Genomic DNA, 12,853 nt, shown 5'->3' with positions numbered 1-12,853 from the left:
ATGCGATCAACTCTGATATTATTATATCGGATACCCTTTTAGCCCTTGTGACTGCAAGTCCTTCAATCTTTGCATGCGGTGTTCTTTTCTTTGCTCAGCCTCGGCCCAGCGTTTTTTCCCCACATCGGTTACTGGCGTAAATGGCGTAAGGGGACTCGGCTTGCCGTTTCCGTCCACTTTGACACAGGTAGAAAAAGCTGTGCAGGTATGGCGAACGATATTGTTGATCGGATCTTCGGCCAGGACCTTTACACCAATCTCCATAGAAGACCTGCCGGCGTAATTGAGAGAAGTTGCCAGGGTGAGCACATTTCCAACATAAATGGGGTGGTAAAAATCCAAAGCGTCCAGTGAGGCCGTTACGATGGTCCCTTTGGCGAATTTCATTGCCACGATGGCTATAATCTCATCCAATACGAGCAGGAGCTTTCCCCCGTACATGAGGTTACCGTAAATAGCGTCTTCCGGGAAAACCAGCCGATGTGCCCGAAGGCTGAGTTGTCCGACATCTTCCAGACCGGTATCAAGCACCCTTTGCTTTCTTTGTGCTATCCGCGCAAACCTTCTTTCCCGTATCTTCCTGGCATACTGATACATTTTCCTTTCATTATCGTCAGCAGGCTCTATATGCTGTTCTATAGGTACTGGCTTACCCTGAACGTCGCTGGAAACAAAAGACATTCTGGCACGCGTACAGAGTTTTTCTTCTTCGTTTAACGGCCTGCAGAATACAACGGCCTCCACCTCCAGCGAAGTATTTCCAATATATTCGATCATGGCCCTGACGGTAACCACGTCACCGATCCGGACGGGCTGGAGAAAGAATAAATCTTCGATAGAGGCCAGGAGTAAAGGTCTTTTGGTTAGCCGTAAAGCAGCCAGGTTTCCCGCCGTAACGATCCAGTTCATCATCCACCCTCCATACAAGGTACCCGCGGGGTTCGCATGTTGGGGAAAGACATGATGCAGCATTTCTACCATGGTGGAGTGAACACTGGGCATAGAAGGAAATTACCTGATTCGAAAATTATATAATGATGGGCAATAATTTTTGGTCCGTTACGTTTCAGGAGATCAATATAGTTTAAATACTTTTAAAACCTGCTATTGATAGGGCGTTAAAACAGGAATACGGATTTTCAATATTTTATTCCAATTTTTGCATGGTAATCAATAATAATCTCTTATTGTAATGAATAATCTTTGGCATTTCTATTACCCGACTTTCACCATTTATCTGCTACCGAACGGCTCATTTTGGACTACTGGTTTTAGTTTCTTTATGAACAATTCTCGCTTTCTGCCTAATTTGACCGATGGGCTGGTTCCCTGAAGGAAGATTATCAACCGGTTTCTTGTAGAAAATCTCTCGGTTCTACTCTCTCAGAATCGCATATCGCATTAAAAGCTCAATGGAGCATTGTTAAAAAGGATGACAGAACAGTGCGTCTTGTATGCACATCGGGATTTACCGAACCGATTCAGGAAGCAGATTACAGCGGAAAAGTCGCAGTCATAAGCCGTATCCTTGAGATGCTCAGTCAGGATATCGCCAGGACAGACAAAACTCCTTCAGGCACAAAAACATCAAAGTAAAACTGCAGGGAATCAATCCAGTCGTGTAGGATAGACACTACCTACCAAAAACCGAGTAATTGGGAGCGTTCTGCATGAAGATCGGATTGAAAATGGTCTTGGTGAAATTTATTCAGGCAGGGCTTTGCCTGCCCTGCCTGACTGGATGATCACTTCGCCTCCATAAGTGTGTTTTCTAAAAAGATCTTCAAGGCCTTCTCCTTCGCTGCATTTTCCGAAAGTGTCATAAGCCATCATGATCTCCTCCAGCCGAAAATGGTGCGCTATCAAGTTTTTTGGCTACGGCCATCCTGCCAAAACCAGCGTCAGGAGCATCGGGGTGGTCGCGGTGTCTTCCAAGACGGGTGGTTAGCGTGATGTTATGGAACCAGAGTCGGTCCAGCTTTAGGGTTAGGCCTTTCCGTGTACGCCAACGTTGGCGATATATCCTCCCGGCTCCACAATATCCTGGCAGAGGTCGAAGGTGGCTGGTATTCCTTCGGAATTTACGCTGATCTCATTGAAGTTCAGGTTTTTTCAGAAATTTGAGAATTTTGAGTGTTCTCATCTCATGAAAGAATGAATCTACTTTTGATTTTACGGCTTCCGAATTCATAGCCAGCAACGAAGCCAGTACATTAATGACTTCATCGGTTGTATAATTTCCGTTGCAAAGTAATAATATTGCATAACCTTCCGGTGGTACTCTTGTTGAATGTTGTCTATAAAGATCGTAGATTAAATAGCTGTTTTCCGGTTTTACTTCCTTATTGATCCCCTTTTTCAGATTCTCCTGTATTTTGAGAATATCGAAATTTAAATGGTTAAGGTATACACCCTGCCTGATAATTGGGTAGTGGTTGCAAATATCAACTTCCGACTCATCAATTGAAGCACAAAGATTTTCTTCAAGATCATGAAATTTCTTGATAACCTTCAGAAGATCATCCCCTTTGTATTGTAATGAATACAAGAAAAACTGTTCCCGGAACAATTTGCCCCAGATTGCCCCGAATTGTAATTTTTTTATTGCAAGCTGCATAAAACGGTCCCTTAGATTCAACACCAGCTGTTCGGTTTGTCCGGTTAAGTAATCGAAATTGAAATGATATGAGAACGGTTTGGGAGAAAAATGAGAGCGAATAGTAACCCCGTATTTGGAAGGATTCTGGCTGATCGGAGAATGTCTTCCAATTGCAAAGGTAGAAGCACCTACCGAAAACACGTAGTCTTTATTTTTCAAGATGAAGTCGATGGTTTCTTCACTATCCTCCACCGTTTCCTCTGGAAATCCAAAAATCACAAATAGGTGTACCATTATACCTGCCTCATAAAAACGCTTCAGAATTGTTGGTGCCAGGTCAAAATTGATACCTTTTCTGATCTTTTTCTGTATTCTGAGGCTGGCAGATTCAAGCCCAATGAAGAGCATCTTTATTCCGGCTTGAGACATCAACGAGCAGATTTCATCCGAAAATGCAGTTTCAAGCCTGACTTGTGCCAGCAAAGAAACATCTAGTTTACTTTCGATTATTTTTGCAGATATCAAGCGTGATGCTGATGGCGAAAGAGCTTCATCGGAAAATGAAAAATATCTGGTACCATATTTAATATTCAGGGTACGAAGATCATTTGCAACCTGTTCAGCATCTCTTTGTTGAAAACCTTCACGATAAATGTAACTATGATCGCAGAAAGTGCATTTTCCCCAATAGCAACCTCTTGAACTCAAGATCGGTAATATCAGGAATGGTGCAAAGTATTTGTCCAGTTTCAACCCATCAAAATCAGGGGTAGGAAGTCTGTTGATTTCCTCCGGTTGACACATTTCCGTTTGGACAACCTTCTCGCAGTCCAGGAAAATTAAATTGGGTACATTTGCCAATTTCTTTCCATTTTTGATCGTTTGGATCAATTTTAACAGAGGCTTTTCGCCCTCAAATATTACAACGCTATCGGCAAAATTTCGAAAAAAATCAGGCAGGTTTCTCAGCCCATCAATACAACGAGACAGCAGATTCCCTCCGATTGTTATGTGGATCTCAGGGCGATGTACCTTTATCCATCTGGTCATGGTCAATGCTGGAACCAACTGGCTGGAATCATTAATAGAGATACCAGCTAACAGATATTTTTTTGATGTTAAAAGATCTTCGATTTGTTTTTGAAAAAAACGGAGGAGAAAATTGTTCTCTTCCCTAGATATAAATTTTGCTATCTCTTCAAAGGATTCTACATCGATGGGAAAACAGAGTTCATCTAAAGCCAACTCGACCCTGCAGCTAACATTCACAATATTAATGGCGGTATTCAAGATGGATTTTTGAATGCTCAACTTACTCAGATCAAAGAAATTTTCTTCGGAACGAAAAAAATCCTTCGTTTCTTCGATCTTTGATATCACCTCATCAAAGGCACTACGGATCAGATAGATGGAATAGAAATACCTCTGTTCCTCCAGGCGTAAGGATTGTTTCTTATTTAACTGCTGGAAGATTTGCTCCAGTTTACAGCAGAGAGGTTGAAGCTGCCCCCGGGATAACAGCTTTTCGTAAAAATCCAGGTTCAGGTCACACTGGTTGACCGAAATTCCATGGTTTTGTAAATAGGCAGTGAGCGCAGGTATGCTCAAGTAGGGTTGCATCGGCGTCCATTGTGGTGGAAATATTAAGACGACATCCCTACTATGACTCACGGGGCATTTTTGTTTCACAAAATTTGGCTCGTTCTCCCAGAATACTTGTCAGACTTGGAAATATTCTGGAAATGATACACTATACCGGCTCGATTTCAGCAAATTGATCGGGCCAATATACAGCTGAATCGGCCGATGATGCATCTTTCTTTTTTCTTTTATTAGAATTGAAATTATTGTTATTATTTACGACGCCGGTTGAAGCACTGCTCGTGACTGAGATTTCAATCATCCCATGAGGTACCATATTCTGTGCCTGGCATATTACCTTTGGATCAAAAGACATATTTCTTTTTAAAAGAGAAGCCGCTTTAACAACCTGGGGTGTCGCAACTTTTTTAAGATTATCAAGATCCAAATCCTTTAACGCCTTTTCGTTGCTCAGAGAGACCTTTATAGTTCTATAGTCTTCTCCGCTCTTTACTCGATCCTTTACCTGGATATCAACTACTCCTGGAGGAATTTTTCTTGCCCCATCCAGGATATCTTCCAGATCGAAAGTTATTAGCCTCTTGATCATCACTACTAAATCCTTAGCTTCCTTTGTGATGCTCATACTTAACCACCTTTCTGTCTTTGGTTTAATGACACCTATTTTATACTTCGAATCCCATAAACGATTAAATCTTCAATCTTTAAAGCCTTTTTTATACTATAATCAAAAATAAGGCATTATCAAGTTTTTTGTATAAATTCTTTTTCTACCATTTGTCTGAAGAAGGGCAGCTTCGCAAAAGAGAAGAAATGTCACCCATTAGAAGGCTTTTGTCGGGGCGAAAAAATTCTCTCTGGCAAAAGCTTAAATATTTTTATCGCAACCAGAGGATCGATTCTAAACCTGCATCCTCTGCCCTGAAAAAAATCATGCTTTTCGATAAGATTTATTCCCAGGCTCGTAATAATAAGCGACAGATTACTGGCGCTATCAGTAACGACAGCCTCACCTTTTTCAAAGAGACCGTCCTTGCAAAACGGTGATGGAATGCGTCCCATTGACTCACAAAACACGGCCGTCACGTTCCTTTTTATCTCTATTTCAGCCCCAAAGGCCTCTTTTGCTTTCTGATAGGCATCTCTCAATGTCTGCAGCAACAATTCCTTTGAAACACCCGTTTTTTTCAGCGTATCTAAATCATCGGCAATGATTTCCTCCACAGAACGGGTATCTGTCCCTAAAAAGCCTTCTTTAGAAAATTTGGATGGTTTCAAGTTATGAATTAATCTCTGATCTTGAGGCGATAGTTTCATACACGGATATTCCTTAATATTTCAAGCAAATTTATCGTAAAAAATGCGGTCTTCTGTCATACCCGCTTCTGTCAGGACTTTGATACAGGCATCAATCATGCCAGGCGAACCGCAAAGATAACCCTCGTTTTTTGAACAATCAGGCATGTAGCGTGCTACAACTTCGGTGATAAGACCGCGCTCGCCCTTCCAATCCGACCCCTCTGGTTCTTTGGAAAGCGCCGGAACAAATCTGAACCAGGAAACTTCTTGCTGAAGTTTGGTCAGTTCATCAACAAAAAACAGGTCTTTTTGTGTGAGAGCACCGAAAAAGTAGGTGGCTTTACGCGTATTTCCGTTTTCTTTCAAGTCTCTCAACATCCCCCAGATCGGTGCCATGCCGCTTCCGCCTGCAATAAAGATAATCTCTGCATCGGTATTCGAAATACGAAATTTACCATACGGTCCGCTGAATGTAACTTCCTGTTCTTCTTTGAGATGCTCAAATACCCAGGTGGTGCAGATGCCACTGGGAACTTTACGGATCATAAGTTCGATGTGATTTTTATCAGATGGGGGAGAAGACATGGAATAGGCACGCATAACCCGGTCGTGGCCATCATACTCCTCGGATTCAAGCTGAACATACTGTCCCGCAACAAAATCTATGGTGTTCGGTTCAAGGAGTTCAATGCGCAGTTCTATAATATCATATGTCAATGGTCTCTTATGGAGAAGCTTCCCCCTGTATTTTTTGACCGACAATAATTCTTTCGGCACATGGATCTTAATGTCTTTTCGAACCTTGACCTGACAGGAAAGGCGGATTTGGTTTTTACGCTCTTCGGGGCCCAGATAAGGTTCTTCAACCGGACTAATCATGCTCCCGCCTTCCATTACCTGCACCTTACAATATGCACAGGTGCCGCGTCCTCCACAGGCTGACGGAATAAATATTTCATTCTCCGCAAGTGAAGACAGTAAGGACCCCCCGCCAGTGACCTGTAATTTCTTTTCACCCTCGTTAATGTCAATGCAGCATGTACCGTAATTCAGGATCTTCTTCTCGGCAAGAATGAGAAGCAACGCGAGAATCATTCCGGTGATCAAAAGAAAACCGACTGAAATACCGATAGAAACAAGGATGCTGCCTATTATCATATTTTTATCATTCCCGAGAATCCAACAAAGGCTAATGCCATGATGCCGATAATAATAAGGGTAATTGCAGGGCCCTCCAGACCTTTCGGAATCTCGCTTTCTTTTATTTTCTCACGGATACCGCCAATAAGGGTAATTGCGAGAAACCAGCCAAAACCTCCGCCAGCGCCAAAGGCAAAGGCCTGCCAGAATGTATAGGGCTTATTCAACATAAAAAGCGCAATGCCTAAAATTGCACAGTTAACTGTAATGAGTGGCAGAAAAATTCCCAGGGCATAGTACAACTTTTCAGAAAAGCGCTCAATAATCATTTCCAAAAGTTGTGTAAAGGCAGCAATAATAACAATAAAGGTTAGCAGGCGCAAATACTCTATACCCAGCGGAATAAGAACATATTTATACATCAAAAAATTAAGCGCGGTAGTGCTTGCAGTCACAAACATCACTGCACCGCCTAAACCAATACTGGTATCTACCTTTTTGGAGATTGCCAGACACGAACACATCCCCAGAAAACGCGCTAACAGAATATTGTCGGTAAATGCCGCTGAGGTAAAAATAAGCACAAGTGATGCAAAAAAATTCATATTTTGCAGATCCATGGTATTCTCCTTATCGTTTTACTTCCTTGACCAGCCACCTGCGGGCGAACCAGGTAAACATGCCCAGCATAAAAAATGCACCTGGAGGCATGACCATGATGATCCATGAATGCCACCAGAGATCGCGTGCAGGCAACGTTATACCCAAAATAGAGCCGAATCCGAGGGGCTCACGTACTGATGCAATGAAGATAAGTACGAGGGAATATCCGACCCCTGACGCAATACCATCAAAAAGTGAAAGCAGCGGTTTGTTCTGACTGGCAAAGGCCTCTGCCCTTCCCATGATTATGCAATTAGTAATGATCAGACCGACATAAGGACCGATAAAGCGATGAATGTCGGGAGCATATGCCTTAATGATGATATCAACTATCATAACGTAGCAGGCGATAATAAGTACCTGGATAATCATGCGTATACGCTTCGGAGTATAATCTCTCAGCAGTGAAATGGTGAGGTTGGAAAGCGCGGTGGTAAAGATTAATCCAAAACACATGAACAGGGTATTTGCCAGCAGATTGGTGACAGCCAAAGTCGAACAGATTCCTAATACCTGCCGATAGATTGGATTATCCTGCCAGATACCGTTTAAAAAAACTTGTTTGGGTGTATAAGCCATATAATGTCCTTATATAATAAAAAAGCATGTTAAATTAGGCATTCAGCGACTTACACGTACACCTTTTTACGACAAAATTCCACCCCCGCCAGCGGGGGACAGTTGTTGTTCCCCTCAGTGAGGAGGATTAAGGGGAGAGGCGAAAAGCTTGAAATTCCTTACAATCCAGTTATTCCCACTGCAAAGGAATCTCAGGCATTGGTTTTTCTTTTTGTTCTTTCATTGCTTTTCTGAATGCCTCAAGCTCGCTGTTTAAAAACTTCATGAGCGCCAGTGACGTCTGTGTGGCGCCAGTAATAGCATCGACCCGGTTTTTTGCATTGGGAATCGGCGCCTGACCTACAATAATACGCTTATCAGCCGGTTGGTCCCATGCAATGGAAATACCTTTAAATTGATCGGTAAACCAACCTTCTTCAATGCGCGCCCCCAATCCGGGTGTCTCTTTCTGGTCGAGAAATTGAATATTCACAATTTTCGACAGGTCAGCTGAAAGTACAATAATTCCAGAGATACGGTCCCAGAAGCCTGTGCCGCTGAAGACAAAGCCGATATTGCCGGTTTCCTTTTGTTTATATATGTCCCATGTACGCCCTTCATAAGTTATCTGCTCATGGCTTATGTTGTCATCAATTGCCTTTTGAAAGGCATCAGCAGATACGCCAGTGACAGGAAGATCAAATGCACCGCATATAATCCTGTTCTTATGCAATTTTTCGTTTTTAATAAGCATATCAAGTGTTGCATAATGAACGGAAGCAATGCCAGTACCAAATACGGTACAAATGGTTATCATGAAGCCGAGAATATATGCGGGAGATGTTTTTTTCATGGCGATTCAGTTACTTTCTCTGATACAGTCCCTTTCTCGGGGATTTGGGGTTTTTTCATACGAGTTATCCATAAATCGAGAGAGGGCGCTAATATATTGCCGAGCAGGATAGCAAATCCGGCGCCACCGGAAAAAATGCTTTTATAACGGAAAACTACTATCATGGCGCCGATAAAAAAGCCATAAATCCATTGTGACAGGGTAACCTTTGGTGCGCTAATCGGATCGGTGACCATAAAGACAGCTGCATAAAATAATGCACCGGAAAAGAGGGTAAAGAGTGGTTGGGGAATGGTTTTAATACCAAAAGCGTATCTGAAAACAACTGAGGAGATTAAAGCCCCCAGCAACGTCGCTACAGTCAAGCGCCAATTTGCAGTTTTGGTCCATAATAAATAAAGACATGAAAACATTATTACAATCGCTGAAACCTCTCCCATTGAACCTGCACCCAAGACCATTTTTTGACCTTCATATTCAAAGATGGTCCCTATATTTCCAAGGAACAGGGAAAGAATTGAACTCTCGTAACTATAATTTCGATGTGCCCACATAGGTGTTGCTGAAGTTATTGCATCGACAACTTTCAGCCCTGCCTCTGCAATATATTGCGCAGGTTGTTCTAAAGCTGTTACACTCCAGTGGCCAAATCCACCGGGAAATCCCGTAAATACTGGCACAAACTGTCCTGTTAATTCGATAGGGAAGCATACAAAAACAAAGCCGCGCCCAACAATAGCAGGATTAAATACATTCTTTCCAAATCCCCCAAACATCTCTTTCGCAAATAAGATAGCGATAATGGCGCCAATTGCAACTATCCACAATGGTGTGGTTGGGGGGAGAGAAAGGGCATATATCCCGGCAGTAACAAAACACGCATAACTTATTTTTCCCTTCCTCAAAGAGGACATCACCCATTCTGTCAGGAAAGCAAATATCATTGAAACGGCTATGATACCTACGACATACCAGCCAAAAAAATAGACAGCCACTATCGCAACCGGTATGAGCGAATACAGCACCCGGAGCATAATTTCCTGTTTCAGGAATTTGAGGGAAGAAAGCATTTTTCTATCAGAAAAAAAGTCCTTTTCAAAAGATGATTCTCTTAACTAATCAATTATTATACCAAAGTGGCGGACTTTAAAAACATCGCACAAATATATCCTAGCCATAATCAAATCGGGTAGTTACGGAAAACATAATCAAGCGGCAAGATTAAATTCAAGAATGTTTTTATCAAGAATCTTAGACCAAAATTCTATTTAATTAGATTTAAGGGAAGAGGTTTTTCCAAGGAAATTATGAGATATTTTTTTATATACGAACCTCCCGAAGACATCCATTACGATAATTAGGAGTAATTCTCACTCATTGGCATCTTTATTGCCAAACAGAATATAAATTTACATTATTAACGATTATTTTTGATTTTGAATGGAAATTAACTGATACATTATTTTTTATAAACTGTTACAGTTGCAGGAGAAATGATTTCCATACTTATGACAATCGAAAATTTTTGAAAAAAACCAAAAGGGGAATTTATCCAGAAGTATGGAACTCGATGTCTAAAATCTTGGATAATTACAGAAGAGTCGAAAACAAACCTTACTGAAAGAAAAAATTTATGAGGTTGAAGTGGTTCAAATGTTGTTTTTAGTTACGGAGGGCATAATTATTATTTCTTTCATGGATTTTATTTTAAGCAGAGGAGGTGAAATTAATGAATCTTGTAAAATGGGACCGATTGGATCCTTTAAATAGCCTTACCCATATCCAGCGAGAGATGAGTGACTTATTAGACATTTTGAGTTCCGCACCTCAAACCGAAGGTTATGTGAGCGCAGAATTTCCACCGATTATTGTATCTACAAGCGAGGATAATATACTTGTTCGCGCAGAGATTCCCGGAATCAGGATCAGCGATCTGGATGTCCAGGTAGTTGATGATGTATTAACAATCAAGGGGGAAAGAAAACCTGTCGCTACCACAGCGAAGATAACGTACTTGCGCCGGGAAAGAAACTACGGAACGTTTGCCCGTTCTATTATGTTACCTGAAAAGGCCGACGTGGAAAAAGTAACGGCTTCTTACAAAAATGGCGTTTTAACGGTAAAGCTTCCGAAGGCCGCAGAGACAAAACCAAAGCAAGTTGTAATTAAAAAGGCATAACGAAAAAAGGAGATTCTTCTCATGGAAACAAAAGAACACCCAGCCATCGAAAAAAAGAAGATTGCGCCTGATAGGTGTATCGTAACCGGGAAAGGAGACTGGTACTTTCCCTTAGCTGATATTTATGAAACCCCGGACAACTTTACTATTTTAATCGATATGCCGGGAGTAAGCACTGAGAACATTGCGATTGATATACGAAACAATGAATTAGTTATCAATGGTGAAGTTTCTCTGGAGGCGTATATTGATGAGAAAATAATACATAATGAGTATAACATCGGGCATTACCACAGGCACTTTGCTATCTCAGATGCCATTAACAGGGATAAAATTGAGGCAAAGATGTCTGACGGTGTCTTATCTCTTGTCTTGCCCAAAGCAGAACATGTAAAACCAAGGAAGATTGAAGTCAAGGCAGAATAATCTCACAACCTTTTGCAGGAGGCTTCATGGATGTGGTATTCCTGCTATTGAAAGGCACGCAAATTATGATTTTTGTAGATAAAGCAGAATGTGTCGGTTGCGAAGAATGTCTGCATGCTTGCCCTATGGAATCCATTATCATGAAACATGAGAAGGCAGAAATTACGCATCGCAAGTGCGATGAGTGTGAGCGCTGCATCCCGGTGTGCCCTGTAAAGGCTATCCAGATTGTATTCACACCATTAAAGAAGAAGTGTATGTAACTTTTTAAACATTTTAATATGGAGCATAAAAATGGCAGAAACAAGTTTGTTTTGTCAGATCAACACACTGGCCACAGGTCCGGCGGACACCGCGAAGAAACATGTACCCGTTATTACCATACAGGGTGCTGTAAAGGTTGGACAGCCCTTTACAGTAAATATAAAAGTGGGAGAAACACTTCATGGAATGGAAAATGGGCATTTTATTCAATTTGTAGATCTGTATTGTGGGCACATATATATTTCACGGGTGGATTTTACTGCTGAGCTTAATAGACCGGAAGTGTCACTGAGCGTTGTTTTGCAGCATGAGGGAAAAAGGACACTCCGGGCGTTTAGCCGATGCAACCTCCATGGTATCTGGGAAGGAGCAAAGGAAGTGGATGTAACCAAATAATAACTTTCCTTGTTTTTTCATGAAGGAGCCACTTTATGATAAAAGTAAAGACTTTTACTTCGCCCCTAAGGATATTTCACGTCCATAATGAACTTGTGGAATTGGACAAAGTAGTGAATGATTTTTTACAACAGAGCAATATAAAGAAGGTGATTTCTGTTTGTGACAGCACCACGAACACCAACGGTGGTACGATGGGCGTTATTCGTGTTGTTACTTATGAAGAATAAGGTATCTTCACAACAGAAGTGAACTGAAGGTCAATGTGTGCCACTCAGCGCTGAATTTGGAAAAGATTATCTTAAAGTCTATTATTTTTTAAGGGGGAAAAGCTATGCATAAAACAAAATTTTTTGCAGTAACATCGTTTGCAGTCGCTGTAGGGGCAATTACCTATTTTTCAGGAATCCCCGTTTCCAAAGCGGCAGATATCGATGCCAAAAAACTATACATGACCCATTGCAAAACCTGTCACGGGGAGGACGGTCATCCGACAGATCTTGGGGCGGGATTGGGGGCACGTGAGCTTGCCAATGCAGAATGGCAGGCAAAGACAACCGATGAACAGATCATCGAGCAAATTAACAATGGCACACCAGAAAAGATGATGCCGTTTAAAGAAAAACTGACACAGGATGAGATTAAGGCATTGGTTTCCGTTGTCAGGAGTTTTGGGAAGAAATAAATTTCGCTGCATAGGAATTTTCATTTTATTTAAACGGTTTTAGGGTAGCACGGACAAACAAACAGACTGGGTCAAATGAAAAAATTTGTCTATATACAGTATTTATTGATGAAACGAGGCTCAAATACGGTATAATTTCCTACGAATCAAATATCTTCAATAGAACCAAAATAGAACCAAGGAGGTATA

General features: G+C 41.5%; 16 protein-coding genes. 7 read left to right on the top strand and 9 right to left on the bottom strand.

Annotated features, from left to right (window positions below):
- Positions 1-21 precede the first annotated feature (21 nt).
- Positions 22-1,002, bottom strand: coding sequence for an acyl-CoA thioesterase (locus E3K36_14260; GenBank protein MCF6156369.1), 981 nt, complete (start codon positions 1,000-1,002; stop codon positions 22-24).
- A gap of 327 nt (positions 1,003-1,329) precedes the next feature.
- Between E3K36_14260 and E3K36_14255 the strand changes: the two genes are divergently transcribed.
- A complete protein-coding gene (locus E3K36_14255) occupies positions 1,330-1,596 on the top strand; it encodes a hypothetical protein (protein MCF6156368.1) in 267 nt (88 codons plus the stop codon).
- A gap of 496 nt (positions 1,597-2,092) precedes the next feature.
- Here the strand turns inward: E3K36_14255 and E3K36_14250 are convergent, their stop codons facing one another.
- The 8 genes from E3K36_14250 to E3K36_14215 form a co-directional block, all read right to left on the bottom strand.
- Complete coding sequence (locus tag E3K36_14250; GenBank protein ID MCF6156367.1) at positions 2,093-4,288, bottom strand: B12-binding domain-containing radical SAM protein; 2,196 nt, start codon at positions 4,286-4,288, stop codon at positions 2,093-2,095.
- Between the two features lie 61 nt (positions 4,289-4,349).
- Positions 4,350-4,826 carry a hypothetical protein gene (locus tag E3K36_14245; GenBank protein ID MCF6156366.1) on the bottom strand — a complete coding sequence of 159 codons (477 nt, stop codon included), beginning with the start codon at positions 4,824-4,826 and terminating at the stop codon, positions 4,350-4,352.
- Positions 4,827-5,017: 191 nt separating this feature from the next.
- Entirely contained in the window at positions 5,018-5,518 is a 501-nt protein-coding gene (locus E3K36_14240) for a hypothetical protein (protein ID MCF6156365.1), read from the bottom strand.
- A 21-nt stretch (positions 5,519-5,539) separates the two neighbouring features.
- On the bottom strand, positions 5,540-6,595 hold the full coding sequence (locus E3K36_14235; protein MCF6156364.1) for a 2Fe-2S iron-sulfur cluster binding domain-containing protein: 1,056 nt from the start codon (positions 6,593-6,595) through the stop codon (positions 5,540-5,542).
- 59 nt (positions 6,596-6,654) lie between these two features.
- Positions 6,655-7,245 (bottom strand): NADH:ubiquinone reductase (Na(+)-transporting) subunit E, encoded by a 591-nt coding sequence (locus E3K36_14230; protein MCF6156363.1) that lies wholly within the window; start codon positions 7,243-7,245, stop codon positions 6,655-6,657.
- Positions 7,246-7,270: 25 nt separating this feature from the next.
- Positions 7,271-7,882, bottom strand: coding sequence for an electron transport complex subunit RsxE (rsxE, locus tag E3K36_14225; GenBank protein ID MCF6156362.1), 612 nt, complete (start codon positions 7,880-7,882; stop codon positions 7,271-7,273).
- A 169-nt stretch (positions 7,883-8,051) separates the two neighbouring features.
- The gene (locus tag E3K36_14220; GenBank protein MCF6156361.1) at positions 8,052-8,714 is read right to left on the bottom strand and encodes an FMN-binding protein; all 663 of its coding nucleotides are present in this window, start codon (positions 8,712-8,714) and stop codon (positions 8,052-8,054) included.
- Positions 8,711-9,784 carry an RnfABCDGE type electron transport complex subunit D gene (locus E3K36_14215; protein ID MCF6156360.1) on the bottom strand — a complete coding sequence of 358 codons (1,074 nt, stop codon included), beginning with the start codon at positions 9,782-9,784 and terminating at the stop codon, positions 8,711-8,713. The genes E3K36_14220 and E3K36_14215 overlap by 4 nt, the downstream gene beginning before the upstream one ends.
- 659 nt (positions 9,785-10,443) lie before the next feature.
- On the opposite strand from E3K36_14215, the gene E3K36_14210 reads away from it, so the two are divergent.
- From E3K36_14210 to E3K36_14185, 6 genes are all read left to right on the top strand, one after another.
- Positions 10,444-10,893: an Hsp20/alpha crystallin family protein gene (locus E3K36_14210; GenBank protein ID MCF6156359.1), complete on the top strand. Its 450-nt coding sequence runs from the start codon at positions 10,444-10,446 to the stop codon at positions 10,891-10,893.
- A gap of 21 nt (positions 10,894-10,914) precedes the next feature.
- Entirely contained in the window at positions 10,915-11,319 is a 405-nt protein-coding gene (locus tag E3K36_14205) for an Hsp20/alpha crystallin family protein (protein ID MCF6156358.1), read from the top strand.
- Between the two features lie 68 nt (positions 11,320-11,387).
- On the top strand, positions 11,388-11,582 hold the full coding sequence (locus E3K36_14200; GenBank protein MCF6156357.1) for a 4Fe-4S dicluster domain-containing protein: 195 nt from the start codon (positions 11,388-11,390) through the stop codon (positions 11,580-11,582).
- 31 nt (positions 11,583-11,613) lie between these two features.
- The gene (locus E3K36_14195; GenBank protein MCF6156356.1) at positions 11,614-11,979 is read left to right on the top strand and encodes a hypothetical protein; all 366 of its coding nucleotides are present in this window, start codon (positions 11,614-11,616) and stop codon (positions 11,977-11,979) included.
- A 35-nt stretch (positions 11,980-12,014) separates the two neighbouring features.
- Positions 12,015-12,209, top strand: a complete 195-nt coding sequence (locus E3K36_14190) for a hypothetical protein (GenBank protein MCF6156355.1) — start codon at positions 12,015-12,017, stop codon at positions 12,207-12,209.
- Between the two features lie 104 nt (positions 12,210-12,313).
- The gene (locus tag E3K36_14185) at positions 12,314-12,664 is read left to right on the top strand and encodes a cytochrome c (protein ID MCF6156354.1); all 351 of its coding nucleotides are present in this window, start codon (positions 12,314-12,316) and stop codon (positions 12,662-12,664) included.
- The last annotated feature ends 189 nt before the right edge of the window (positions 12,665-12,853 follow it).

It is taken from the genome of Candidatus Brocadia sp. (assembly GCA_021646415.1).
GTDB lineage: Bacteria > Planctomycetota > Brocadiia > Brocadiales > Brocadiaceae > Brocadia.
This window is presented reverse-complemented; position numbering and strand designations above follow the sequence as displayed.